This window comes from Winogradskyella sp. (assembly GCF_003712105.1).
Lineage (GTDB): Bacteria > Bacteroidota > Bacteroidia > Flavobacteriales > Flavobacteriaceae > Winogradskyella.
In genome coordinates, this window is sequence record NZ_RHLG01000002.1 from 483,858 (window position 1) to 509,622 (window position 25,765).

At 33.3% G+C, this 25,765-nt stretch carries 29 protein-coding genes and 1 other RNA gene; 15 read left to right on the forward strand and 15 right to left on the reverse strand.

What is annotated here, in order from left to right; all coding sequences use genetic code 11:
• Positions 1–5: 5 nt before the first annotated feature.
• Both ED556_RS06735 and rlmD read right to left on the reverse strand, forming a co-directional pair.
• The gene (locus tag ED556_RS06735) at positions 6–368 is read right to left on the reverse strand and encodes a four helix bundle protein (RefSeq protein WP_296321092.1); all 363 of its coding nucleotides are present in this window, start codon (positions 366–368) and stop codon (positions 6–8) included.
• Between the two features lie 26 nt (positions 369–394).
• Complete coding sequence (gene rlmD / locus ED556_RS06740) at positions 395–1,849, reverse strand: 23S rRNA (uracil(1939)-C(5))-methyltransferase RlmD (protein WP_296321095.1); 1,455 nt, start codon at positions 1,847–1,849, stop codon at positions 395–397.
• Positions 1,850–1,995: 146 nt separating this feature from the next.
• Here rlmD and ED556_RS06745 point away from each other — a divergent pair, with 146 nt between their 5' ends.
• The 3 genes from ED556_RS06745 to rocD all read left to right on the forward strand — a co-directional run bounded on the left by ED556_RS06745 (position 1,996) and on the right by rocD (position 4,402).
• On the forward strand, positions 1,996–2,544 hold the full coding sequence (locus ED556_RS06745) for an RNA polymerase sigma factor (RefSeq protein ID WP_296321097.1): 549 nt from the start codon (positions 1,996–1,998) through the stop codon (positions 2,542–2,544).
• On the forward strand, positions 2,534–2,920 hold the full coding sequence (locus ED556_RS06750; protein ID WP_296321101.1) for a DUF6768 family protein: 387 nt from the start codon (positions 2,534–2,536) through the stop codon (positions 2,918–2,920). Before ED556_RS06745 ends, ED556_RS06750 begins: the two co-directional genes overlap by 11 nt.
• A 201-nt stretch (positions 2,921–3,121) precedes the next feature.
• Positions 3,122–4,402, forward strand: a complete 1,281-nt coding sequence (gene rocD, locus ED556_RS06755) for an ornithine--oxo-acid transaminase (protein ID WP_296321103.1) — start codon at positions 3,122–3,124, stop codon at positions 4,400–4,402.
• Here rocD and ED556_RS14630 read toward each other — a convergent pair.
• From ED556_RS14630 to ED556_RS06770, 4 genes are read right to left on the reverse strand one after another with little or no spacing between them, the layout of a single operon-like run.
• The gene (locus ED556_RS14630; RefSeq protein WP_366663745.1) at positions 4,399–4,839 is read right to left on the reverse strand and encodes a DUF2752 domain-containing protein; all 441 of its coding nucleotides are present in this window, start codon (positions 4,837–4,839) and stop codon (positions 4,399–4,401) included. The two genes, rocD and ED556_RS14630, sit on opposite strands and share 4 nt — an antisense overlap.
• A complete protein-coding gene (locus tag ED556_RS06760) occupies positions 4,823–5,131 on the reverse strand; it encodes a CD225/dispanin family protein (protein WP_296321106.1) in 309 nt (102 codons plus the stop codon). Before ED556_RS06760 ends, ED556_RS14630 begins: the two co-directional genes overlap by 17 nt.
• A 38-nt stretch (positions 5,132–5,169) precedes the next feature.
• Positions 5,170–5,502: a CCC motif membrane protein gene (locus ED556_RS06765; protein ID WP_296321109.1), complete on the reverse strand. Its 333-nt coding sequence runs from the start codon at positions 5,500–5,502 to the stop codon at positions 5,170–5,172.
• An 11-nt stretch (positions 5,503–5,513) separates the two neighbouring features.
• Positions 5,514–5,807, reverse strand: a complete 294-nt coding sequence (locus ED556_RS06770) for a DUF2752 domain-containing protein (RefSeq protein WP_296321112.1) — start codon at positions 5,805–5,807, stop codon at positions 5,514–5,516.
• 235 nt (positions 5,808–6,042) lie between these two features.
• Here ED556_RS06770 and ED556_RS06775 point away from each other — a divergent pair, with 235 nt between their 5' ends.
• Positions 6,043–6,312: a hypothetical protein gene (locus tag ED556_RS06775; RefSeq protein ID WP_296321115.1), complete on the forward strand. Its 270-nt coding sequence runs from the start codon at positions 6,043–6,045 to the stop codon at positions 6,310–6,312.
• The gene (locus ED556_RS06780) at positions 6,302–6,862 is read left to right on the forward strand and encodes a Smr/MutS family protein (protein WP_296321118.1); all 561 of its coding nucleotides are present in this window, start codon (positions 6,302–6,304) and stop codon (positions 6,860–6,862) included. Before ED556_RS06775 ends, ED556_RS06780 begins: the two co-directional genes overlap by 11 nt.
• On the opposite strand, the gene ED556_RS06785 is transcribed toward ED556_RS06780, so the two are convergent.
• Entirely contained in the window at positions 6,863–7,798 is a 936-nt protein-coding gene (locus ED556_RS06785; RefSeq protein ID WP_296321121.1) for a hypothetical protein, read from the reverse strand.
• A gap of 117 nt (positions 7,799–7,915) precedes the next feature.
• On the opposite strand from ED556_RS06785, the gene ED556_RS06790 reads away from it, so the two are divergent.
• Complete coding sequence (locus tag ED556_RS06790) at positions 7,916–9,061, forward strand: cysteine desulfurase family protein (RefSeq protein WP_296321125.1); 1,146 nt, start codon at positions 7,916–7,918, stop codon at positions 9,059–9,061.
• On the opposite strand, the gene ED556_RS06795 is transcribed toward ED556_RS06790, so the two are convergent.
• Together ED556_RS06795 and ED556_RS06800 are read right to left on the reverse strand one after the other, a co-directional pair.
• Entirely contained in the window at positions 9,058–11,526 is a 2,469-nt protein-coding gene (locus ED556_RS06795; RefSeq protein ID WP_296321128.1) for a TonB-dependent receptor, read from the reverse strand. The two genes, ED556_RS06790 and ED556_RS06795, sit on opposite strands and share 4 nt — an antisense overlap.
• A gap of 12 nt (positions 11,527–11,538) precedes the next feature.
• A complete protein-coding gene (locus tag ED556_RS06800) occupies positions 11,539–13,227 on the reverse strand; it encodes a M23 family metallopeptidase (RefSeq protein ID WP_296321129.1) in 1,689 nt (562 codons plus the stop codon).
• Positions 13,228–13,406: 179 nt separating this feature from the next.
• Here ED556_RS06800 and ED556_RS06805 point away from each other — a divergent pair, with 179 nt between their 5' ends.
• The 4 genes from ED556_RS06805 (at position 13,407) to rny (ending at position 15,812) form a co-directional block, all read left to right on the forward strand.
• The gene (locus ED556_RS06805; protein WP_296321132.1) at positions 13,407–13,697 is read left to right on the forward strand and encodes a hypothetical protein; all 291 of its coding nucleotides are present in this window, start codon (positions 13,407–13,409) and stop codon (positions 13,695–13,697) included.
• Positions 13,698–13,713: 16 nt separating this feature from the next.
• Positions 13,714–14,001, forward strand: coding sequence for a cell division protein ZapA (locus ED556_RS06810; RefSeq protein ID WP_296321135.1), 288 nt, complete (start codon positions 13,714–13,716; stop codon positions 13,999–14,001).
• A 59-nt stretch (positions 14,002–14,060) separates the two neighbouring features.
• Positions 14,061–14,179: non-coding RNA, 6S RNA (ssrS, locus tag ED556_RS06815), on the forward strand.
• 55 nt (positions 14,180–14,234) lie between these two features.
• Positions 14,235–15,812 carry a ribonuclease Y gene (gene rny, locus ED556_RS06820; protein ID WP_296321139.1) on the forward strand — a complete coding sequence of 526 codons (1,578 nt, stop codon included), beginning with the start codon at positions 14,235–14,237 and terminating at the stop codon, positions 15,810–15,812.
• Between the two features lie 26 nt (positions 15,813–15,838).
• Here the strand turns inward: rny and ED556_RS06825 are convergent, their stop codons facing one another.
• The 3 genes from ED556_RS06825 to ED556_RS06835 all read right to left on the reverse strand — a co-directional run bounded on the left by ED556_RS06825 (position 15,839) and on the right by ED556_RS06835 (position 18,393).
• Entirely contained in the window at positions 15,839–16,996 is a 1,158-nt protein-coding gene (locus tag ED556_RS06825) for a PAS domain-containing sensor histidine kinase (RefSeq protein WP_296321142.1), read from the reverse strand.
• Positions 16,997–17,058: 62 nt separating this feature from the next.
• A complete protein-coding gene (gene xerA / locus ED556_RS06830) occupies positions 17,059–17,967 on the reverse strand; it encodes a site-specific tyrosine recombinase/integron integrase (RefSeq protein WP_296321769.1) in 909 nt (302 codons plus the stop codon).
• A 60-nt stretch (positions 17,968–18,027) separates the two neighbouring features.
• Positions 18,028–18,393: a TM2 domain-containing protein gene (locus tag ED556_RS06835; protein WP_296321146.1), complete on the reverse strand. Its 366-nt coding sequence runs from the start codon at positions 18,391–18,393 to the stop codon at positions 18,028–18,030.
• Positions 18,394–18,523: 130 nt separating this feature from the next.
• Between ED556_RS06835 and ED556_RS06840 the strand changes: the two genes are divergently transcribed.
• From ED556_RS06840 to ED556_RS06855, 4 genes are all read left to right on the forward strand, one after another.
• Positions 18,524–19,402, forward strand: a complete 879-nt coding sequence (locus ED556_RS06840; protein WP_296321148.1) for a hypothetical protein — start codon at positions 18,524–18,526, stop codon at positions 19,400–19,402.
• 94 nt (positions 19,403–19,496) lie between these two features.
• Positions 19,497–20,099: a porin family protein gene (locus tag ED556_RS06845; RefSeq protein WP_296321150.1), complete on the forward strand. Its 603-nt coding sequence runs from the start codon at positions 19,497–19,499 to the stop codon at positions 20,097–20,099.
• Positions 20,100–20,176: 77 nt separating this feature from the next.
• Positions 20,177–20,593: a type II 3-dehydroquinate dehydratase gene (gene aroQ, locus ED556_RS06850; RefSeq protein WP_296321153.1), complete on the forward strand. Its 417-nt coding sequence runs from the start codon at positions 20,177–20,179 to the stop codon at positions 20,591–20,593.
• Between the two features lie 10 nt (positions 20,594–20,603).
• Positions 20,604–21,080: an outer membrane beta-barrel protein gene (locus ED556_RS06855; RefSeq protein WP_296321156.1), complete on the forward strand. Its 477-nt coding sequence runs from the start codon at positions 20,604–20,606 to the stop codon at positions 21,078–21,080.
• 52 nt (positions 21,081–21,132) lie between these two features.
• Here the strand turns inward: ED556_RS06855 and lpdA are convergent, their stop codons facing one another.
• From lpdA to msrB, 3 genes are read right to left on the reverse strand one after another with little or no spacing between them, the layout of a single operon-like run.
• A complete protein-coding gene (gene lpdA / locus ED556_RS06860) occupies positions 21,133–22,509 on the reverse strand; it encodes a dihydrolipoyl dehydrogenase (protein WP_296321159.1) in 1,377 nt (458 codons plus the stop codon).
• Between the two features lie 55 nt (positions 22,510–22,564).
• Positions 22,565–23,116: a DUF1572 family protein gene (locus tag ED556_RS06865; RefSeq protein ID WP_296321161.1), complete on the reverse strand. Its 552-nt coding sequence runs from the start codon at positions 23,114–23,116 to the stop codon at positions 22,565–22,567.
• Positions 23,117–23,596: a peptide-methionine (R)-S-oxide reductase MsrB gene (msrB, locus tag ED556_RS06870; RefSeq protein WP_296321164.1), complete on the reverse strand. Its 480-nt coding sequence runs from the start codon at positions 23,594–23,596 to the stop codon at positions 23,117–23,119.
• A 230-nt stretch (positions 23,597–23,826) separates the two neighbouring features.
• On the opposite strand from msrB, the gene ED556_RS06875 reads away from it, so the two are divergent.
• Entirely contained in the window at positions 23,827–25,764 is a 1,938-nt protein-coding gene (locus ED556_RS06875; RefSeq protein WP_296321772.1) for an alpha-1,4-glucan--maltose-1-phosphate maltosyltransferase, read from the forward strand.
• Position 25,765: the final 1 nt, after the last annotated feature.

Below are 25,765 nucleotides of genomic sequence, written 5' to 3' on the forward strand. Positions count from 1 at the left end.
TGCGTTTATTTGTTAAGTTGATAATTACGTAACGCATTAAGCATGTTAGTTATTTTTTCAATTTTAGTTCTGGCTAATATATAATCATTCTTTGATATGAAACCTAAATTTTCACCAATTATTAATTGATTTAAAACTTCCATTGCCGAACTAAAGGAAATTGTAGTAAAACGCGCCTTGTCTTTATATGTCATTCTTGAAGTTCCTTCTGCTAGATTTGAAGAGATAGAAATTGTTGCTCTTCTAAGTTGACTGGTTAACCCAAATTTTTCTTCTTTAGGAAAAGTATCAGTTAAACTATATATTAATTTGACCAGTTCGAGTGACTCTTGCCAAACCTCTAACTTTTCAAAGGAGTATGTTTTCATCTTCAACAAATCAACAAATCAACGAATTAGCATTTTTCGAATAAAACAACCGTTTCAATATGCGCAGTATGCGGAAATTGGTCAACCAAGCTTAAGTTTTTTATTTCATAACCAGCTTGCATTAATTGCTCCGTGTCTCTGGCTTGTGTTGCTGGGTTACAAGATACGTAAACCAAACGTTCTGCTCCGAGGTTTATTATTTTTTTAAGCGTCTTTGGTGCAATTCCTGCTCTTGCTGGGTCCAGAATAATTGTTCTAATTTGGTTTTTATATTCTGGATGCTCATTTAAAAATTTGCCAACATCAGCTGCGTAGAATTTTAACCCTTCAATATTATTACGTTTTGCATTTGCTTTGGCATCTTCTATTGCTGAAGCTACAATATCTACACCTACAATTTGAGCGTTTTCACTTTTAGAAGCTAAAATCTGTCCTATTGTACCTGTACCGCAAAAAAGGTCTAGGACCACAGTATTATCAATGGCCTTTTTATTTTCTATGGCGTATTCAATAACCTTAGAGTATAATTTTTCTGCAGATTTAGGATTTGTCTGAAAGAAGCTTTTCATGCTTATTTCAAAATTAAGGCCTAAAAGTTCTTCAACAATCTTATCATCGCCATATACAAGGCTGATTTCTCCTGTAGTTGCAATAGTTCGGTCTCCAATCTCATCGTTTGTAGTATGTAATAGGCCAGCTACACGTTCACCAAACAATTCGATTAAATGATTAGAAAATTTTTCTAAATTAAACTTTGGTAAGTCGTAAGATGTGGTTACTAAATTGAATAATAAACGATTGGTTTTATAGGATTTACGTACAACAAAGTACCTGAAAAAACCTTCTTTTCTTGGAGCGTGCCAAGGTAAAAGCCCTGTTTTTTCACAATATTGTCGTATGAGTTTTAAGTTATCTTCAACTTGTTCATCAAATAAACCTGAATCGTTATTCAGATTCTCTCCACACCACCAAGTACCTCTTTTTTTAAACCCAAGGGTAAATTCATCTACATCAGTTTTTAATTCTCTGTTGTATCCAATAGCAGAGAATCCATACTCCATTTTATTTCTGTAATGAAATGTATTTGGTGAAGACACAAATTCATCAAACTTGGTTTCAATATCTTTTACCTTACCGATGCGTTTAAATAATTCAAGCGTACTTTGCTTTTTGTAATTATGCTGAAGTTTTATGGGTAACTTAATGTAAGGTGCGCCTGGAATATCTTGGTAAGGCATATCAACTTCGTCATCAGAAGATTTAAGTACTTCAAACAACTTACATTCAGCATAGGTCTTACTAGATTTTTTTACTTGAGCTTTGACCAATTGCCCTGGCAATGTATTTGGAACAAATACAACAAACTCACCATGCTCATTGCGTATACGAGCAATACCTTTGCCACCAAAAGCATAATCCTCGATTAACAGTTCTAAGATCTGTCCTCGCTTTACAAATTTATTACGCTCTCTTCTTGGCATGGCTTAAAATTAGAGTGCAAATATAATGGCATTTTATAATTCTTAATCCATAATTTTAGTTTCAATTAGATGGTTTTTAATTTTAAAGAAGATAAGATTGAACCTTTTATACACTTTTACGTCATTGTAATAGAAAACAAAACTAAATGCCTAAAAAATCAATTCATCATGATACCTATTTAATTGAAAGATTGCAATCTGGAGATACTAGTGTATTAAATGACTTGGTGAAGACATGGCATAAATTATTTTGTGAAAAATCGTTTTGGATAGTAAAGGATAAAGACGTTGCTAAAGATATTGCACAAGAAAGTTGGATTACCATTATTAATAAAATTAACACCCTAGAAAACCCCAAATACTTTAAGTCTTGGGTTTACAGGATAGTGATTAATAAATCCACAGACTATCTGCGACAAGTATCTAATAAACAACTAATTAATCGTGAATTGGATACTAATATTGAAAAGGAAGATAACTCCAATAGAGAACGATTAAAACAAGATTTATTAAAAGCTATCAAGGATTTGTCTTACGAGCAAACCTTGGTTATACAACTTTATTATTCTCAAGACTACAATTTAAAAGAGATAAGTGAGATCCTTGATGTTTCGCTAGGTACTGTTAAATCAAGGTTGTTTCACGCAAGAGAAAAATTAAAAACAATTTTAAAAGCAAAACATTATGAAGACTAAAATGAGTGAAATAGATGAATTAATTAAAGAAACTTTGAGTGAAGAAGAAGCAAAGTTTTATGACGAATTAGAAGAGCAAAACCTTATTAATATGATATTTGGCATTTTTAAAGGGAAAAATAGCTGGATAAATATCGTTACAAGTATTGTACAAGTACTTTGGTTTGCGCTATTTATATACTGTGCTATTCAATTCTTTAATGCGGAAGAAACTAATGAATTAATTAGATGGGGACTATACGGGGTTTTAAGTATTATGGCTTCAAGCTTATTAAAATTATTCTCATGGATGCAAATGGATAAGAAAGCGCTTATTAGAGAAATTAAGAGGTTAGAAATACAAGTGTCTTCATTATCAAACAAAATTTCAGAATAGTTTTTTAACCCATAGAATATTTAGTAATTTGCAAACTCTTAGGGATGATTTCTTTCCCACGCTGAATTTTCGAATCTCACAATACTTCAGTGAGAGCACTATCGAAAGGATAAAGGTAGAACAGGAACTCGCTAAGCGAGATTTAGCATGTCAAAATTCTCAGCTTAGCATAAATGTTTAATTTTTAAAATATTTTTTAAAATGGCTGTTTTAGACCAATTAACATCGCAAGATGCGATACATTTAGAAGACAAGTACGGTGCACACAACTATCATCCACTTCCAGTGGTTTTAAGTAGAGGAGAAGGTGTGCATGTTTGGGATGTAGAGGGAAAACAATATTATGATTTTCTTTCAGCTTATTCTGCTGTAAATCAAGGGCATTGTCACCCTAAAATTGTTGGCGCTATGGTAAACCAAGCCCAAACACTAACGTTAACCTCAAGAGCATTTTATAATGACATGCTTGGACGTTTCGAAAAATTTGCAACAGAAACCTTTAAATTCGATAAGCTTTTGCCTATGAATACTGGAGCTGAAGCCGTTGAAACTGCTTTAAAACTATGTAGAAAATGGGCCTATGAAGTTAAAGGAATTGATGAAAATGAAGCACAACTAATTGTTTGCGAAAATAATTTTCATGGGCGTACAACAACGATTATATCATTTTCAAATGATCCTGTTGCACGCAAAAATTTTGGACCATATACAGATGGTTTTATTAAAATTGAATACGATAATCTTAATGCTCTAGAAGCCGCTTTAAAGAACAATGCTAATGTTGCTGGTTTTTTAGTAGAACCAATCCAAGGAGAGGCTGGTGTTTATGTACCAAGCGAAGGTTATTTAAAAGCAGCTAAGGCACTGTGTGAAGCGCATAATGTTTTGTTTATAGCTGACGAAGTACAAACTGGTATAGCGCGCACTGGCCGTTTATTGGCTACTTGTGGAAATTGCTCATGTGAAGACAAACATTGTTCTGGCACTCCAGATGTAAAACCAGATATATTAATTCTTGGGAAAGCACTATCAGGTGGCGCATACCCTGTATCTGCTGTGTTGGCAAATGACAATATTATGAATGTTATTAAGCCTGGTAATCATGGTAGTACATTTGGTGGAAATCCTGTTGCTGCTGCTATTGGTATTGCTGCACTCGAGGTCATAAAAGATGAAGAACTTGCAAAAAATGCTGAAGAACTTGGTAAGGTGTTCCGAAAAGAGTTATCAAAATATATTGAAAGTAGTACAATCGTAAATGCTGTACGTGGTAAAGGACTTTTGAATGCTATTTTAATTAATGATACTGAAGATAGTGACACGGCTTGGAATATATGTTTGCGACTAAGAGATAATGGTCTTTTAGCAAAACCAACGCATGGTAATATTATCAGGTTTGCACCACCATTAGTAATGAATAAGGAGCAATTACTAGATTGTATCTCTATTATTATTAATACGCTAAAGGAATTTGAAAATTAAGGTGCTAACTCCGTAAATGGGTAAGCAGGTATATTTCTTAGAATCCAATATAAAAATACTACTACAACAATAGCATAGGTAAAATAAGGCTTATGACTAAGATTGTAGTAGTATTTTTGATTATACCTTTTTGTTATATAGGCATATAGTTTAGACAGCAAAAGAATCGCAATTATAACAATAACTATATTATGCATTAATGCTTCTCCAATTCTTAGATGAAGTAAATCGTGAGTGGCACGTTGGCTACCACATCCTGGGCAATGCAAACCTGTAATACTGTGAAAAGGACAGCGTGGAAATAGGCCTTCACCTTTAGCTACTTCAGGATCGTTTAAGTAGTAATACTTGACTAAAAAAAATATGGGTATCGCAAGTAGGAGATACCCATATTTTAGATATTTATATTTAATAAAATTCTTAATATCCGCCAGAATTCATAGCGGCAATAATAGCTGCTCCATAAAATAACATCATTAGAGCTATAAGTACAAAACCACCGATGAGTCCAATAAGCCCCCAAAGTTTTGCATTTTTAGAATCACTAATTGCACCTTGATAATTGCCACCTTCCCATTTAGCATTTACTTGAGCAGCATATATTATACTCACTACTCCCGTAACATTACAACAAAGAAAAGTTGTAATAATCGCTAGAACTAAATAATTATTTGGTCTTGGCGGTAAATCCTTAGGCGGAAATGATTGTTGATCTTGATTTTCGTACATATTTTAGTAATATAAGTTAGTGTATCTTAAGTATGAGATTATTGTCCCATCATTTCTTGCATGCGACGTTGCATTTCTTGTTGGTCTTGTAACGTTTCCCATCCAAAGTAAGATATAATCCAAATTATGTAGATTACCATTAAAATACTTAAAACAACTCCAATTATGCCCATAATTTTTCCAGCCTTAACATTGCCAAAGCCAGTATAATTTTCTGGTGCAGCTTGATATACTTTGGTAGCTTTATTACCAAGTACTATTGCTACTATTCCAAAAATTAATCCAGGTACGCCGTAGCAGCAGCATCCAATGATTGATAAAATCCCCATTACTAGTACAAGGGTTCCGTTAGGTAGTTGTTGTTGTTCCATATTATAGTTGATTAAAAAGTTTTAATTAAAAAGCTTATTACAATAATACTAATATTTAAGATAAAAAGCCCTAATAAAATTTTATGACCTTTTGCAAACTTAAACTTTAAATGCAAACCAAGGAATCCAAACATAAAGATTAGAGTGTAAATCGCAGGATACATATAAAAAGCTGCAACAAACTCACCTTGAAGGATTAAGTTTAATGAGCGTTGTATACCACAACCCATACAGTCTACACCAAAAGATTGTTTCCACATGCATGGTAACATATAATCTTCTAATTGTAATAAGAATAGTCTCACAGCTCAAAAATATATAATGTTTACAGAAAAGACTAAATTTCTTATGCCAAAAACAAAATTTTGCTTTGCTTCAGTAACCACTATGTTATTCCATAAAATTTATTTTATTCAGTTGAGAAGAAATTCTGAATGAAAAAATTCATGTAATTTTGAAAGATGAATTTACCCCGAATTTTTACTTCGACAAGGCTCAGTAACCGGCTTTAGAAGTTAAACCAATAATTATTATTGTTTAATGAGAAATTTATCAAGACTAATAAATATTATTTGCATTGTAATTGGAGGTATAATAGCCATATACGCCAATGCTGAAGAGCAACAAAACACCTATGTTTTAATTGTAGGTATTGTACTCTTAATGTTTGGTATATATCGTACTTCGCGAAACGTGCCAAGTAAATTTGAAAACCAAAAAGAAGAGTCTTTTATTCAATCTGACACTTCGACACCGCTCAGTGACCAATCTTCTACATCACAACACAATGATATAGACCATGAAGATTAAAATTGGTGATAAGGTAGAAACTATTGATGACGCCATCACTGGCATAGTTGTTTCTATTAAATTACCTTTAATTACAGTAGAGACTGAAGATGGTTTTTCGTTTGATTTTAATGAGAATGAACTCATTGTGCTGAATTCTACTGATTCAATCGAACTTGAAAATATTTCTAGAAAAAGTATTGCAGAGAACATTAAATCTAAAGAAGAATCAAAATCAAAGAGATCTTTAAAAGTCTCCTCCAAGAAAAGACATCAAGCCACATTTGTAATCGATTTACATATCCATCAATTAACAGATTCTACAAAAGGCATGTCTAACTATGATATGCTGAATCTTCAGCTTGATACTGCTCGTAGACAGCTAGAGTTTGCAATTAAAAAACGAATACCAAAGCTAGTTTTTATTCATGGTATTGGTGAAGGTGTATTAAAACAAGAATTATATACCGTTTTAAGACGATATAATAATGTTACCTTTTACGATGCTGATTATAAAGATTATGGTTTAGGTGCCACCGAAGTCAAAATATTTCAGAATGTTGATCCGTAATTATTGTTGAATAATAATCGTAGTTATAAGGGTGCCTAAATTAATTTCATCACCACTTAAAATATCCAAGTCAAAGTTTTTGATAATGAAAACCGAATTTACAGTTCTTGTATATTGGTTGTTTTGCGTATTCCCAGGATTACCGTAATCTATAGTTTCGATAGTATTAAGGTAATGCGGAACAAGATCTCCTAAAGCGTTATTAGCCAAGTCATTTGCCGGACTCATATCACCATTTTCATCTTCATTAATAGTTAATATGCCATCTTCGTCATCATCAGTATCTAGGTAATCAGGTATCGTGTCACCATCAGTATCTAATGGGTTTGTAGTTGGGTCATCATCACCATCTGTATCCTCTGAATCAATTTCATCGATAGTAAGGACATTGTCATTGTCATCGTCTTGGTCCAAGTAATCAAAAATGCCGTCTAAATCACTGTCTAAGGAATCTGAGAAATCACCATCACCGTTAGGATCTGCTCCTTCTAACGCACTTGGAATACCATCATTATCATCATCGTCAACAGTTACCGTAACTTCTGCGGTACCGGATGTAGATTCGTAATTTTCAATAATTACCAAATCTGCCGGGATTACTGTACTACATAGTTCTTGGTTTGTTGATGTATCTGAAATATCTCTGTTATACGTTCTATATATAAATCTATTTGTATTGCCATCTATTGTTAGTGTAGTTGGTGTATCAACAGGTGTAGGCTCAGAAAATAGCAAATCGTTTGCTGTATTACGCTGAATTAGTAGTGATAACGATTCACTAGGATCATTTCTAAGGTCATAGATTAAATATGTATCGATATCATTGTCACACAGACTTAAATCTTGATCAAAATCTAAATCAACAGTAATAATATCTCCATCATCACAACTCGACATAAAAAATAGTGTAATAAGCACCACTAAGACTTTTCGCATAAGCTTCATAGATTTTTAACAAAAGTAAATTATTTACCAAATTATAACGTTGCATCCATAAAATAATTTTATGTGTTATTTTTGCCTGAGCAAAATCAATCACAAGCAAATTAAAAAATGAACAATATTTATTTAGACAATGCAGCTACAACAGCTTTACGCCCCGAAGTTGTTGATAAAATGACAGAAGTCCTTAAGGACAATTTTGGCAATGCGTCTTCTACTCATAGCTTTGGTCGTTCGTCCAAATCTATAATGGAACAATGTCGAAAAAATATTGCAGCTCATTTTAATGTATCTGCAGGCGAGATCATATTCACTTCTGGTGGCACAGAAGCCGATAATTTAGCACTAAGAAGTGCAGTTAGAGATTTAGGTGTAACAGAAATTATAACATCAAAGATTGAACATCACGCGGTATTGCACACTGCTGAGCAACTCCGTGACGAATACGACATTACATTATCTTTTGTAGACTTAGACGATAAGGGAAGTATTGATTATAACCATCTTGAAAACTTGCTTAAAAGCGATACTGAAAAGCTAGTTAGCTTAATGCATGTTAATAATGAAATTGGAAATATCTTAGATATCAAAAGAGTTGCAGATTTATGCAAAGACAATAATGCTTTATTTCACTCTGATACGGTACAATCAGTAGGGCATTACCCACTTGACTTGCAAGATATAAAAGTTGATTTTATTGCTGGAGCAGCGCACAAGTTTCATGGTCCAAAAGGTGCTGGGTTTTGTTTTGTAAGAAAAGAATCAGGTCTTAAACCACTTATTTTTGGAGGCCAACAAGAACGAGGTTATAGGGCTGGTACAGAGTGTTTACACAATATTGTAGGCATGGACGAGGCTTTGCGCATGTCTTATCAAAATTTAGAAACTGAAAGTGCTTACATTAAAGACTTAAAACAATACTTTATTGATGTTTTGAATACCAAACTTCCTGGTTGCCATTTTAATGGGCAATCAGCTAACTTTAATGAAAGTACGTATACGCTTATTAATGTGTGTTTACCGTTGCCACCAGAAAAAGCATTGATGTTGCAATTTCAATTAGATTTAAAAGGAATAGCGTGTTCTAAAGGAAGTGCTTGCCAGAGTGGAAGTGGAACGGCTTCTCATGTACTAACCGAAATTTTATGTAAGGAGAACATTAAGCGTCCTTCAGTACGTTTTTCGCTTAGTAAGTATAATACTATGAATGAAATAGATTATGTGGTTGATACACTTTGTGAATTTGCGAATTCTTAAAGCCTAGCAGACAACCTTACATTAAACACTCTAGGTGTTAAAAAGTTTGGTATCGCAAACTGTCTTTGACTATTAACATCTCTTACCCAAGTATTAGTAATAGCATTTTGGTTATTGAACATATTGTAGATCTCAATACCTAAAGATAAACTTTTAAATCCCTGTTTCCATTGAGAGCTATACGTCTTTTTTGGATTTACTATTTCGTAAGACATACCTAGATCTGCACGCCTATAATCTCTTAACCTAAACTGAAAATCGTATGGATCTGCATAACTTGGAGAACCACCAGGCAATCCTGTATTGTAAACCAAATTAAGATACATCTTTAAGTCTGGCATATTTGGTACATAATCTTGAAAAAGAATACCAAACTTTAAACGCTGATCGGTTGGTCTAGATATGTATCCGCGGTTATCGATATTTTCTTCGGTTTTGAGATAGCCAAAGCTAAACCAAGATTCAGTTCCTGGAACAAATTCACCGTTAAGCCTCATATCTAATCCATAAGCATAAGCTGTGGCATTATTTCTTGCACGGTATCGAATACGAACATTCTCTAAAGTATAAGGATTAACATCGGTTAAGCCTTTGTAATATACTTCAGAGACAAGTTTAAAAGGCCTATCCCACATTTCAAAGCTATATTCATTTCCTAATACTACATGAAATGATTTCTGTGCTTTTACATTAGGTCTTACAATTCCAGAAGAATCACGCAGCTCTCTGTAAAAAGGAGGTTGGTAATATAATCCACCTGCTGCTCTAAACAACATGTCACTATTCCAATCAGGTTTAATTGCAAATTGAGCACGAGGACTAAATACAGTTTGTGTATTACGCTCTATGCCTTCGCCTTCAATTGTCCAACTATGTGCTCTTACACCAATATTGTAATAGGCGTCATGCCTACCAATTTTAGTGTTCTTTTTATACTGAGCAAAAGCTTGTAGTCTATTTATCTGAACTTCATTAAATGCACGAATATTTTGAAACGCTGTCAATGGTCCATCAAACGGAATGTCTGGCTGAAAATTAGGCTCTGTTAATGATGGCGGACGAATTGAAAACCCAGCTGAATCTATAACTTCAGATTCTACCAATCGGTCACGGATATCTTCGCGAGTGTATTTAACAGACCATTCAAAATTACTATCAGCATCAATATTATAATCACCTCTGTGTTCTAGGTTAAAAATCAATGCATCTAAATCATTACGTGCACGTGTAAACTGTGAACCAATACCTTCGCTAAATTCTACTTCACCTAAATCATCATCACCAATATTTGTATTAACTTCTCCAAGTCTATATTGCGCTAAAATGTCGAAATACTCTTGCTCTGTAGCATGATATGCTGAACCGATAAGCTTTAATGTAGTTTTGTCATTTAAAAAATAATTGGCCTTAAAAGCTCCAAAATAAGTTTGGTATTCGGTTTGTTCCTGACCCTCATATACAACCAGTAATGCCACAGGTTCATCAATAGTTCCGAAATTTGTTTGTCTATTTTCTGGAGTGAAATTGTATTGATTTAGTGATATATTACCTAAGAAATTAAGATGAAACTTATCTGAAAAACGATAGGTAAGATACGTTTGTACATCTGCAAATACAGGTTCAACATTACCATTGGTTTCAAGGTTATTCAGAATAAGGCTATTATCTCTATATCGTACACCTGCTATTCCTGAAAATTTACCATCTTTAGATACGGTCTCCGCAGAGATACTTCCACCAAGCAAACTTAAGTCTGCACTTGCTCCAAATCTATTAGGATTTTTGTAGGTAATATCTAGTACCGAGGATAATTTGTCGCCATATCGTGCTTGAAAACCACCGGCGGAGAAATCTACATTAGAGACCAAATCCGTGTTCACAAAGCTCAAACCTTCTTGATTTCCCGAACGGATTAAAAAAGGACGATAAACTTCAATTTCATTGACATATACCAAGTTTTCATCAAAATTACCACCTCTTACAGAATACTGTGTACTTAATTCATTAGATATATTAACACCTGGAAGTGTTTTCAAAATATTCTCAACACCTGGTTGAGCGCCTTTTATAGTTCGGATTACTCGAGGTGAAATGGTGGTTACACCTGTTCTGCTTTGTCTGGTATTTCGGTTAATAACAACTTCGGCAATTTGCTCAACATTTATTTTTAAAACCGGATTATACTCAATTTCACTGCCATTTTTAAGATTAAACTTTTGTTCAACCCGCTTGTGAGATACATGGGTAAAAATGATTGTTATTTCGGTGTTTGCCGGGATTTTTATCTCGTAGAATCCATTTCTATTAGTTGTAGCACCTTCTCCAGTATTGGCAGTGATATTAACACCTTCTATTGGGTTTTCATTTTCATCAAGAATGACACCTCTTATTGTTGCAGTTTGCCCTAACACTGTTAAGGTAATTAATAATAGAATAGCGGTTAATAAAAATTTAGTGTTTTTCAAATAAATAAGGTTTTATTTCCTGTAAAATGTTGTTTCAAATGTAGAACTATTTCCAACATTATCAGTTACAATTACTTTCAAATTATTTTCTGTGTCTGTAATTACACTATCATTAAAATCGTGAACAAGCATATTTGTCTTATAATCATACTCCATTAAAATCCATTTTCCGTTGACAGTGGCTCTGTATTTTGAAACTCCAGAGAGTTCATCACTTATTTTTAATTTTAGATATCGGTATTTACTCATCCATTTTTTATCAGTAAAATTTACTGCTTTAATTTTTGGACTAACGGTATCAGTTGCTAGAATATATTGGCCAAAGGTTTTGGTCCTAGCTACTAAGGTATCACCTTTTCGTTTTGTACCGACATAACTTGGCTTTTTGTAATACCCATAAAGCCTAGCTATAAACAGTTTGCTTTTATCTATTTCCTTGTACTTGCTTATATCATAATTTATAACAAAATTTTTCTGTACGGGCACTTCATCTTTATGAAGGTTTAGAGTGTCACAACTAACATTAAAATCAATTAAAATATCTTCATACACAGTATTAGGATAGAAGGTAACACTAGCAATGTGATCTTTTAAAACTGTAGTTTCAGTAGTTTTAATTAGGCGTTGTTCAGGGTTTCCTATATCTTCAACTTTTTTAGCTTCTTGAAGCTTGCCTTTAATCGGAATATTCAAAGTTGTCGTATTAGATTTAAAATCTTTTATCTCCACTTTATAGATTGAAGATGTGCTATCTTCAACTTTGATGTAACCTCTATCAACTACATTTTTAATCATACTAAGCGGATTGTTCTCTTCAACAAATAGTTTTTGACTTCGTGTTTTTTTGGTTTTCCATAGCTGAAAATCAATATATCGGTTAAGGTGTTTAGTTTCTGTAAAACTGAAACGCTTAAAGTCCATTTCAAATACTTTGTTACCGTTAAGATATGACGAAATGTTACTAACACCATTGTTATTTGGAGCCAAGTCTTGTTTGTCATAACTCACAACACCAAATCCTATTTCACCATAGGCAGTTATCTTTTCAACGTCATAATTGCCATTTTTATTTGGAATTAGCCTTAAAGGAATTCTTTTGTTTTTTCCGTTTATGAGGGAATTCTCATTTTTTGGATATGCGTAAACAGCTGATATGTAAGGCTTTTTACTATCTTTTACATTTATTCCAAATAGCATAGGGTTAATAGGACGTTCAGCATTATCTCTAATCTCGAAATGCAAATGTGGTCCACCAGAGCCACCAGTATTTCCCGAATAAGCTACAACTTCGTCAGTTTCAATTTGTAGCTCAGTTGTATTTGGGAAAACTTCAACTTCAAAGCTTTCTTTTTCGTATTGACAATCTTTAATATACGCCTCAATTTTTGGAGAGAATTTTTTTAGATGCCCGTAAACCGAAGTATATCCATTTGGGTGAGTGATATACAAAGCTTTTCCATAGCCAAAATGAGATACCTTAATTCTGCTCACATACCCTTTTGCAGATGCATAAACTTTTAGACCTGTTTTGCGTTGCGTTTTAATATCTAACCCAGAATGAAAATGATTAGAACGCAACTCGGCAAAAGTACCAGATAGGATTGGTGTAATATCTAACGGATTTCTAAAATAGTCCTGTGGATACTCAGATTGTGAGTATAATGCGGACGATAATAAAAAAAAGATAAGATATGTTTTCATTGGCATTTGTAAACGAGCTAAAATATTAATTTGATTGTGAATTGCAAGTACCTAAGCTGTATTATTTTTCTTAACGATTTAATACTCCAGATGTTATCTAAACTAAAAATAATTGTAAAACAATTTAGTGTATTTAAAATCGAATTCTTAAATTTGTGAGGTAGTGTTGTATTACTTATATGAGTAAAATTGAAGACATTGTAGATACGTTAGAGAATAGAATTTCAAAGGTTTTGCATAAGCAAGAAGTACTAAAGCAAACTAACGAGAAGCTCTCAGAACAAATAGATATCTACCAGAAACAAATACTTGAATACCAGGAGCAAATAAGTGAATGGTCTGATAAATTTGAAACGCTCAAAGCCGCTAATGCAATACTAGGTAGTGACGAAAATAAACGAGAAACAAAGCTCAAAATAAATTCGCTAATAAGAGATATAGACCATTGCATAGCGCAATTGTCAGAATAGCGTTAAAACACAATGGATGTCGGAGCAGCTTAAAATAAAAATATCGATTGCTAATCGAGTATATCCATTAACAATAAGTCCGAGTCAAGAAGAAGGATTGCGTAAAGCAGCTAAGAAGATTGAGGCAATGATTGGACAGTTTGAGCAGAATTACTCTGTTAGAGATAAGCAAGATGTATTAGCCATGTGTGCTTTACAATTTGCCGCTCAAGTGGAGCAAAAAACAATAGATAAAGAGTATGTTAATGAAGAAGTTCAGGAAAAGCTAGAAACCTTAAACGAACTTTTACAACAACATATGTAATACTCGTACGTTCTTTAAAATAAAAGGTTACTGCCTACATTAGTTATATTTTTTGATAAACTCAACGTTAATTCTTTAAAAAGGGTGAGTTTAAGTTGTAAAACCGTGCTGCTAGTACTTTGTACTTGGGCAGATTTTTGAGCAGCTTGTTAGCCCTAAACTTGTTTTTAAGGAGTTTATACAGAATCCAAAACTGATGTAGGCTTTTTTTATATATCAACTTAACTAAACTAATGGACACTAACACAATACTATACATTGCTGTTGCGGTAATTGTAGGATTAATTCTTGGCGTTGTGATTTCTAAATCCCTAGGAAAGAGCAAAGCTTCAAAAATAATTTCCGAAGCGCAATCTGAGTCGAAAACGATTTTAAAGCAAGCAAAATCTGATGCTGAATCTTTAAAAAAGGATAAAATACTTCAAGCAAAAGAAAAATTTATAGAGCTTAAGGCAGAGCATGAAAAGGTCATTTTATCTCGCGATAAAAAAATGGCCGAAGCTGAGAAACGTATACGAGATAAAGAATCTCAAATATCAAATGAGCTTTCAAAAGCAAAAAAATCAAACCAATCTTTAGAAGATAAAATCAAGGATTACGATTTTAGACTTGAATTTGTTGAAAAGAAAAAAGATGAACTTGAAAAAGCTCATAGAAGTCAAATAAAGCAGCTAGAAGTTATTTCTGGGTTGTCTGCAGAAGAAGCAAAAGAACAACTCGTTGAATCTCTTAAAGAAGAAGCTAAGACTGATGCAATGGCATTTGTTCAGGATAGAGTAGAAGAAGCTAAGTTAACGGCGCAGCAAGAAGCCAAAAAGATCATTATAAATACCATACAGCGAATTGGTACTGAAGAAGCTATTGATAACTGCGTCTCTGTATTTAATATAGAATCTGATGATGTTAAAGGAAGAATTATCGGTAGAGAAGGACGAAACATTAGAGCTATAGAAGCAGCTACAGGTGTAGAGATTATTGTTGATGATACGCCTGAAGCGATAATACTATCGTGTTTTGACTCTGTTAGACGTGAAATAGCACGCCTATCTTTACATAAATTAGTTACAGATGGACGTATTCACCCAGCTAGAATTGAGGAGATTGTAAGAAAAACTAGAAAGCAAATAGAGCAAGAGATAATTGAAGTTGGTAAGCGCACGGTAATAGATTTAGGTATTCATGGTCTTCATCCAGAACTCATTAAAATGGTTGGCCGTATGAAGTACCGCTCGTCTTATGGTCAAAATTTATTGCAACACTCTCGAGAGGTTGCAAAGTTATGTGGTGTTATGGCCGCAGAATTAGGGCTTAATCCTAAACTTGCTAAACGAGCTGGGTTGTTACACGATATAGGAAAAGTACCAGACGCAGAAGCAGATGTAGAAACACCACATGCAATTTTGGGTATGAAATGGGCAGAAAAGCACGGCGAAAAACCTGAAGTTTGTAATGCTATTGGCGCTCACCATGATGAAATAGAAATGACAACATTACTGTCTCCAATAATTCAAGTCTGTGATGCTATTTCTGGTGCTAGGCCAGGAGCACGTCGTCAAGTTTTGGATTCTTACATACAGCGATTAAAAGACTTAGAAGCTGTTGCTTTTGGATTTAATGGCGTTAAGAAAGCCTATGCCATTCAGGCTGGAAGAGAGCTAAGAGTTATCGTAGAAAGCGAGAAAGTTAGCGATGACAAAGCGGCTAGTTTGTCTTTCGAGATTTCTCAAAAGATACAAACAGATATGACCTATCCTGGGCAAGTTAAAGTAACAGTGATTAGAGAAACAAGAGCAGTAAATATTGCCAAGTAAGTTTTAAGAATATATGCAATAAGCTCTCAATTAGAGGGCTTTTTTGTTTTATCAAAGGTCACAGTAAAAGTGGTTCCTATAGCGAGCTTACTTTCAACTTCGATACTTCCATTTAGAGCTTCGACTTGAGTTTTAGTAATGTAAAGTCCAACACCTCTAGAGTCTTCACGTTGTGTACCATGAAAAGTTCGATACATTTTAAAGAGCTGGTCTTTAAATTTTTCTAAATCAATACCAATACCATTATCAGAAACGATAATCTTGATGTCTTTTTCAGTCTCTTTTGAGGTAATTATAACTTGTGAGTTTGAAACCTGTTTAGAATACTTAATACCATTAGAAATAAGATTATGAAAAATACTCTCTATGTAAGATGAATTTGTGAAAAGCATCGTGTTTTTGTCAATCCGATTTTCTAGACTTACCTGTGATTTAAACCGATCTAGTTTTAGACTTTCTGTAATGGCCTCAACACATTGGAATAAGTTTACATTTTTAAAGAGCTCTTCAAAGTTAGATTTAGATCTAATGCTTATAATGTTGTCTAAATCTGCCATAGTGCCATTTAATGACTTAGATATACTCTTAAGATGACTAAAAAGCTCTTTTTTTTCATTGACATCTGTTGATTCTTCATAGAAGTTCAATAAATCCTCAAGATTAAACACATGATTCTTTAAGTTATGAGATACAATATGTGTGAAGTTATGTAAGCGTTTATTTTGGTTGGCTATAATGTGAAGGTTGTTTTTTAATAAATTTTCGGTATGTTTTTGCTTTGTGATGTCAATGTGTGTACCAACTATTCTTAATGGTTTAGAGTTTTTATCTCTTTCAATTACTTTCCCTTTGTCTAACACCCATTTATATTGGCCGTCTTTGCATAAAATGCGGTACACACTTTCATAGCTTTCTAGCTCTCCATTAATGTGCCTGTCGAATGTTTCAAAATAGATGTTCTGATCATCAGGATGCACATGCTTATCCCATTCTTCAGGTTTATTATCAAATTCATGACCTTTATAACCAAGAATTTTAATAGAATTTTCAGAATAGAAGACCTTATTTGTAATTGTATTCCAATCCCAGAGACCTATTTTCGATATTTGTAGGCCGATTTGCTGAATTTGATTATAGTAGTTTTTATCGGTGTAATTTTCGAAATTATTATTTTCAAAAGACATGGTTCATGGTAGATTTTAGTTTAAGACACATTTCTAATCAAAATGTCACTAAAATCTCACAATTATTTTCTTGGATGATACCTGTTTATTACCTTATTGAGTTGCGATTTGTCTATATGAGTGTAAATCTCAGTAGTGGTAATGCTCTCATGACCTAGCATCATTTGTATAGATCTTAAATCAGCACCATTCTCTAATAGGTGAGTAGCAAAAGAGTGTCTAAAAGTATGTGGAGAAACTGTTTTTTTTAGACCTATTTTATTTACCAAATTCTTAATTATAGTAAATACCATTGCTCTGGTTAATCGTTTTCCTTTATAATTGAGATAAAGAATGTCTTTTTCAGAAGGTTCAATGGCAATATGTTTTCTGACATCTAACCAAATATTAATTAGCTTTTGGGTGTTTTTTCCAATAGGTACAAAACGTTCCTTATTTCCTTTCCCTTGAACTTTGATAAAGCCTTCATCAAAAAACAAATCAGATATTTTCAAATTAATAGCTTCACTTACTCTAAGCCCACAGCTATATAGACTTTCTATTATAGCTTTGTTTCTATGTCCTAGATTTACACCTCTAAATTGATAATTGAGATCTATGGCATGGATAATAGTGTCTATATCTTCAATAGATAATGTGTCTGGTAGTTTACGGCCAAGTCTTGGAGATTCAATTTGGTCAAGAGGATTTGTTTCTCGGTAGTTCTCGAATATGAGATAATTAAAAAAATTACGGAGACCGGAGATGATTCTGGCTTGACTTCTTGGGCTTAATTCTTTAGAAATACGGTATATAAAATCTTTTATAACATGATCTGAAATTGTTACAGGTGAAGTATTTGAGTCGGTTTCGTCAATAAAATCAATTAAGCGTTTAATATCAAACTCATAATTATTTATAGTATTGACAGAAAGACTTCGTTCTAACCTTAAATACGTTTTGTAATCTGCTATTGCTGAGTTCCAGTTCATGTAAAAAAAATCACCTTCCATAATTGAAAGGTGATTAAAGTTATTATATTTTCTGTCTTTCTAAAAGAAAGATCCTTTGAAATTTGCATTTGGATAATTCTCGGTAAAAATATCTATTAAATCAATAATTGCCCAGATTCCAATTCCTCCTAAAGTTAAGATGAATAAAATGTTCCATCCAACAGGGCTCTTAAGGTACCATCTGTGAGCAGCTAAACCTCCTAAAAAGAACCAAAGGATTATTGCAATACCTTGACTTTGTTGACTAGCCATTGCTGCAGGAGTAGACATTTCTACTGCATCCTCAGTTTGAGTCGTTGTTACATTTTCGGTGTTTGCTGTAGCTCTCTTTACAGGAAAAGATGCATACGCTGAACTGATAGTTAACATAAGTGCTAACGCAGATAAGAATAATTTAATTTTCATGATTAATTGTTTAAGTTTTTCCGAATTTAAAAAAAATAAATTAAACGCCTACTATTTTTCCTACAGAATCTTTTTAGCATTAAAATAAATTCCTAATATTTACGGAATGATAATTAACAATTTCTTTTTTATGTTGAAAAAACATTTTTCCTTTCTATTAATTTTAGTTGCATTTAGCCTAACTGCACAGGACGCTAATAAGTTTATGGGCTTCGTAAAATTAAACGATACCTTACTTATTACCTATAAGTTAGAATTTGATATTAATAAAGGAAAAGTTTCTGGTTATAGTCTTACTGATTTTGGAGGTGATCACGAAACAAAATCTAGAATCGAAGGCGAGTATTCAGCAGAAAAGAAGCTCATTTCTTTTAAAGAGGTAGAACTTATTTACACGAAATCTCCTGTATCATTAGATGAGTACGATTTTTGCCAGGTACACGTTTCTCCAACTCGTTACAGGCAAGGTTCTGATAAATTTATGGCAAAATTTGATGGTAAGTTTAGCGATGGCGTAAAATGTCTTAGCGGTGAATTGGCCATGAATTCTGTTTCGAAAATCAACAAACGTGTAGATAAGTTTTCGAAAAAGATTCAAAAATCAAAACGTGTTGCTGACTCCTTGAAAGAAAAGTTTAAAAACAGCAGACTTATTGATACGCTTAACTTAAATGTCTTAAAAAAGAACCAAACCACTTCTATATTAACATCATCAAAAAGTTTAGAGTTCTTTATTTATGATGGAGGCCAATTAGATGATGATATAATCTCTATTAAGAAAAATGGAAAGCTGATTCTCTCAAACTATAAAATTACGCACGAGAAAAAATTGATTAGAATTCCTACAGAAGACAAAAAGATTCAATTAGAAATAATATCTAACTCTGTTGGATCTATAGGAAGCAATACAGCCATTATCGAAATCCTTGATGGGAAAAACGATATAAAGGCAATGACAAATCTCGAAAAAGGAGAGACCACTAAAATAGATATTATTAAACGAAATTAGAGGGCCATTTTTTAATAAATTATGTCATAATTTTCTTTCATAATTAAATAGAATCTTTTTAATTGCGAGTTCAATTAATTTAACTTTCTTTTTTATGAAAAAAATATTATTTATTGCCGTTTTTGTTGCAATTACAATTAATATCAGTGCTCAATCTGATAAAGGGGATTTTACTATAGCGCCTCAAATAGGATTAAATCTTTCGAACTACTCAAGTTCGGAAAATCTTAGTAATAAAATTCGTGTTGCTTTTAATGCTGGGGTTATTGGCGAGTATTATTTTAGTGATAGATGGAGCTTAAGAACTGGTGTTTTATACGATTCAAAAGGAACAAAAGTTGAGGTTAATGGGCAAGATTTTATTGATAAACTTAATTATATAGCTGTACCATTGCATGCCAATTGGCATTTTGGTAGTAACAGAAACTGGTTTCTTAATTTTGGCCCTACTTTAGGCTTCCTAGCATCTGCAAAAGGTGATACACCAACAGGTGAAATTGATATAAAAGATGTTACTAATTCCTTCGATATAGGATTAGGTTTTGGAATTGGATATAAGTTTAATATAGATGAAAACACTGAATTCTATGTTCATTACCAAGGATATAATGGTTTTATAAGTGTTAATGATAGTTTTCCATTTAATATAAACAATGCAACTTCTGCGTTGAATATTGGAGCAATTTTTAGCCTTTAGTATATGCGTATAAAAATTTATAAACCGAAGCAAAGTCTTCGGTTTTTTTATGCGCTTATTTTATCTATTTTTACCATATGAAGAAGATCATCATCATTAATGGACCTAATTTAAACCTGCTTGGTAAACGTGAACCAGAGATTTATGGAAGCCAAACATTTGAAGATTATTTAAATGTTTTAAAGTCTAAATATGCTCAATTAGATATATCCTATTTTCAATCTAATATCGAAGGTGAGCTTATAGACAAACTTCAAGACGTGGGTTTCTCATATGACGGTATAATTTTAAATGCAGCAGCTTACACACATACTTCTGTAGGTATTGGTGATGCTATTAAAGCCATCCAAACACCAGTAATTGAAGTACACATATCTAATACATTCTCACGAGAAGAGTTTAGACATCAATCTTATATTTCTCCAAATGCCAAAGGTGTAATTCTAGGTTTTGGGTTGCAGAGCTATGACTTGGCTTTGCAAAGTTTAATCTAGTTAATGTAGTATGAAATACTTTGCTCTTCTTTTAATAGTTCTTTTTTATACAGAGGAGCATTTAAATGCGCAGAATCAGTTTGGAATTAAAGGTGGAACAAGTGTTACATTTTTTAATCAAGATCAAGGTATTTTTGGTGAGAACCCAGATATAGAATTGGGGTATTTTGCAGGTGTTTTTGTCGACTTTAATATTGAAAAAGGGTTTCATATACAGCCTGAGTTGTTGTATAAAGGCATTGGAGATTTTGAATTTTTAAATCTGCCTATTTATCTTAAATATGATATCGACTATAATCTCCACATATTAGCAGGTCCTAGTATGAATTATTTTTTCAATTTTTTCAGTAATAAATTTAAAGTTAGAGGTGATATTAGCTTAGCTTACGACATTAATGAAAAATTAGATTTAAACTTAAAATACACAATTGGGTTTGAAGAAATTTCCCCTGATATTATCTTTTTAGGCTTAGGGTATAGACTATAAAAAAACCGCCATTCCAAAAGAAAGGCGGTTTGGTATATTTCTAATTGTAGTTTTACAAGTGTATCACTTCATCATAAGCATCTGCAACTGCTTCCATTACAGCTTCACTCATCGTAGGATGTGGATGTACTGCTTTTAACACTTCATGTCCTGTAGTCTCTAATTTGCGACCTAATACAGCTTCTGCAATCATATCAGTTACACCAGCACCTATCATATGGCAACCAAGCCATTCGCCATATTTAGCATCAAAAATTACTTTTACAAAACCTTCTTTATTTCCTCCAGCACTTGCTTTTCCTGATGCAGAGAATGGGAATTTTCCAATTTTCACATCGAGTCCTTGTTCTTTAGCCTGAGCTTCAGTTAAACCAACACTAGCAATTTCAGGAGAGCAATACGTACAACCAGGAATGTTACCATAATCTAGTGCTTCAACATGATGCCCTGCAATTTTCTCTACACACAAGATACCTTCAGCAGATGCAACATGAGCTAAAGCTTGACCAGGAGTTACATCTCCAATGGCGTAGTATCCTGGAATATTAGTTTGGTAATAATCATTTACTAAAATTTTATCTCTATCTACAGCTATACCAACATCTTCTAAACCAATATTTTCAATGTTAGATTTAATTCCAACAGCAGATAATACGATATCAGCTTCTAAAACGTCTTCACCTTTTTTAGTTTTTACTGTAGCCTTAACACCTTTACCTGAAGTATCAACAGATGTTACCTCTGAAGATGTCATAATTTTAATTCCTGATTTCTTGAAGCTACGCTCTAATTGTTTAGAAACTTCATCATCCTCAACAGGAACTATTTTAGGCATGTATTCTACAATAGTAACTTCAGTTCCCATTGAATTATAGAAATAAGCGAACTCAACACCTATAGCACCAGAACCAACTACTATCAACTTTTTAGGTTGCTTTTCTAAAGTCATCGCTTGTCTGTAACCAATTACTTTTTTACCGTCTTGTGGTAGACTAGGTAATTCTCTAGAGCGAGCACCTGTAGCAATAATTATATGATCGGCTGAATATTCTGTACCATCAACATCAACTTTTTTACCAGGCTTTACTTTTCCGAAGCCTTCAATGACATCAATTTTATTCTTTTTCATCAAGAACTTAACACCATTACTCATGCCATCAGCAACACCGCGACTTCTTTTTACTACAGCATCAAAATCGTGTTCAGCATCTTTTACTTTTAAACCATAATCTTCGGCATGCTTTAAATATTCGAAAACTTGAGCAGACTTTAATAATGCCTTTGTAGGAATACAACCCCAATTTAAACAGACACCACCTAAACTTTCCTTCTCTATAATTGCAGTTTTAAATCCTAACTGTGAAGCTCTAATGGCAGTAACATAACCACCTGGGCCGCTTCCTAAAACGATAACGTCGTATTTACTCATCAGTATTTTTTTAGTTGAAATTTAGGCTACGAATTTACGAAACCAAAATGTAATATTAAAGATCTTCGGTAAAATGTCTTCGCGTTTTATTTTTCGAAAATTTATCTGCATTATAGTCTTTAGATTTTCCTTTAGGGATAGATAAAGATTGCCATTTATCACCTTTAAGTAATTTTCCTAAAAAGACTATTTGCCCAACATGATAAGCATAATGCATGAGTTGCCTATTTATAGCTTCGGTAACAGTGTGTCCATGATTACGGATATAGATGATTTTTTCTAGGTCTTCTGAGCTTAATTGCTCAATTGCATTAAACAAAGTACTCCATCCTTCATTCCAAGTAGCTTCGAGCTCTTTCTTAGAAGTAAAGTTATCTACAAATTCCTCATCTCTTTGTCTCCAAGTCTTCTCGCCATCTTCAGTTAAGAAGTTGGTCCATCGGCTTAACATATTCCCATGAAGATGCTTAACCATTATAGCAATAGAATTCAAATCTTGAGTAAATTCTTTTGAAAGCTCATTAAAAGAAAGCTGTACTATAGTTTTATCACCAAGACTCTTGTAGTATTGAAACTGTTTTAGAACACTTGTGAGATAGGTACTCATCTATTTTTCTTCTGGAACAAATTTTAAAGCTACACCATTAATACAATGACGTTTTCCAGTCGTTTCTCTAGGGCCATCATTAAAAACGTGTCCTAAATGCCCACCGCATGTAGCGCAGTGTTCTTCGGTACGAGCATAACCAATTTTATAATCTGTTGAAAATGCAACATTACCTTTAATTTCCTTATCGAAGCTTGGCCATCCTGTACCAGAATCAAACTTATTGTCGCTTTCAAACAATGGCGTATCACAAGCCGCACAGTGGTATACTCCTTTTTTATAGTTCTTGTTTAAAGGACTTGTAAAAGGTCTTTCGGTACCGGCTTTACGCAAAACATAGTACTGCTGATTGGTAAGTTGAGCCTTCCATTCGGCATCAGTTTTTGTAACTGGATAATTTTTGTCTTTGGTCTGTTTTTGAGCTGAAGAATTGCAACTGAACACGAGACTTAATACTAATAATAAAACTAACTTTTTCATAAAAATAAAAATACAAAATTTATGACATCTTTGTCGAAATTAGTTAACAGAAATTACTCATGTTTGGAAACTTTTTTCATCGATAATTCTACTTTATAATTGTAAAATAGGAGCTGCATATTAAATAGTTATCAACCTTCAAACGTTATAGTTCCTGTTTGTAAAAGTTAAGTTTTTATATGTAAAAAATGAATCTTAGCTTAGTGTTTAATAAACAATCAGCTAAGGTGATGCAAAACCAAAAAAGAGTAATTATAGACTATGTTTCTCCTCAAATTAACGGTGGAAATTTTTTCATTAAACGGGTAATAAATGAGGTAATTAGTGTTAAAGCTCATGTACTTGTAGATGGGCATGATGTAATAGCCTCTTCTGTACTTTTTAAGCATGAAAATATGCGAAAATGGAATGAGGTACGAATGCAGCATATTGAAAATGATGAATGGAGTACGTCTTTTACTGTTGAAAAGCAAGGGTTCTACACATATAAAGTTGAAGGCTGGGTTGATTATGCACTAAACTGGCAACATGGTATAGAGCGAAAAATTGATGATAATCAATATGTAAAATCTGAATTACTTGAAGGTAGAGAATATTTAAAACCTTTATTGAAAAAAGCTACCGCTTCAGAGAAAAAATATATCCAAAATTGCATCGACATATTTGCAGATGAGTCTAAGTATGACCAAGCAATAGCTGAAGCAAAAAGCATTGCGCTTCATGATATATTTTTCAAGTATCCACAAAAGCATTTGGCCAATACAACAAGAGATTTCAAAATTTATGTTGACCGTAAGAAGGCTTTGTTTAGTACCTGGTATGAATTTTTTCCACGATCATCTTCAGAAGTTGAAGGACAGCACGGTACCTTTAAGGACTGTGAACGTCTTTTACCTCGAATTTCGGAGATGGGTTTTGATACGTTGTATTTTCCTCCGGTGCATCCAATTGGAGAAGTCAACAGAAAAGGCCGTAACAATACTACTGAAGCCAATGATGATGATGCTGGTTCTGCATGGGGCATTGGTTCTAAATATGGCGGACATAAAGATATACATCCACAATTGGGAACAGTTGAGGATTTTAAGGCATTAGTGCAGAAAGCTAAAGATCTTAATATTGAGGTGGCCATGGATTATGCATTACAAGCAGCGCCAGACCATCCATGGGTAAAAGCGCATCCAGATTGGTTTAAGTGGCGACCAGACGGTACTGTGCAATATGCTGAAAACCCACCTAAAAAGTATCAAGATATTTTACCTATTTATTGGGAAAGCGAGGATTATAAAAACCTCTGGCAAGAGTGTTTAGATATTCTCTTGTATTGGATTGATTGCGGGATAAACGTTTTTAGAGTAGATAACCCACATACTAAACCTTATTATTTTTGGAATTGGATAATTGATGAGGTTAAGAAACAGTATCCAGATGTCATATTTTTGGCGGAAGCATTTACAAAACCAAAGGTAATGCAGCAATTGGCAAAGCAAGGATATACACAATCTTACACCTATTTCACTTGGAGAAATAATAAGCATGAACTCATTTCGTATATGACGGAACTGACCCAAACAGATCAACGTGAGTATATGAGACCAAATTTTTGGCCTAATACGCCAGATATTAATCCATATCATTTACAAGGTGCAAATGAGTCTAAATATATACAACGTTATGTTTTAGCAGCTACATTAAGTTCTAATATTGGGATTTATGGACCTGTTTTTGAGCAACAAATAGATGAAGCTATTCCTGGTAAAGAAGAATACTTTATGTCTGAAAAGTTTGAAGTGAAATTTTATGATTGGACAATACAAAATAAGCTTACCGCAATAATCTCTAAGGTCAATGCTATTCGTCATAACCATGACGCTTTACAGCAAACAAATAATATTAAGTTTTGTCATATAGAAAATGACAATTTGATTGCTTTTTATAAATGGAATGAAGCCAAAACAGACGAGTTGCTGATAATAGTAAGTTTAGACCAATATTATTTGCAACAAGGTACGGTTCAATTGCCTTTGGCAGATTTAGGTATCAATGCAGGTCATCAGGTTACTGTGAGTGATCTTATCACTGGAAGCAGCTATAATTGGCATGACGAGTGGAATTTTGTAGAGCTACATCCAACATTACCATTTCATATATTTAAAATAAACAAGTAGA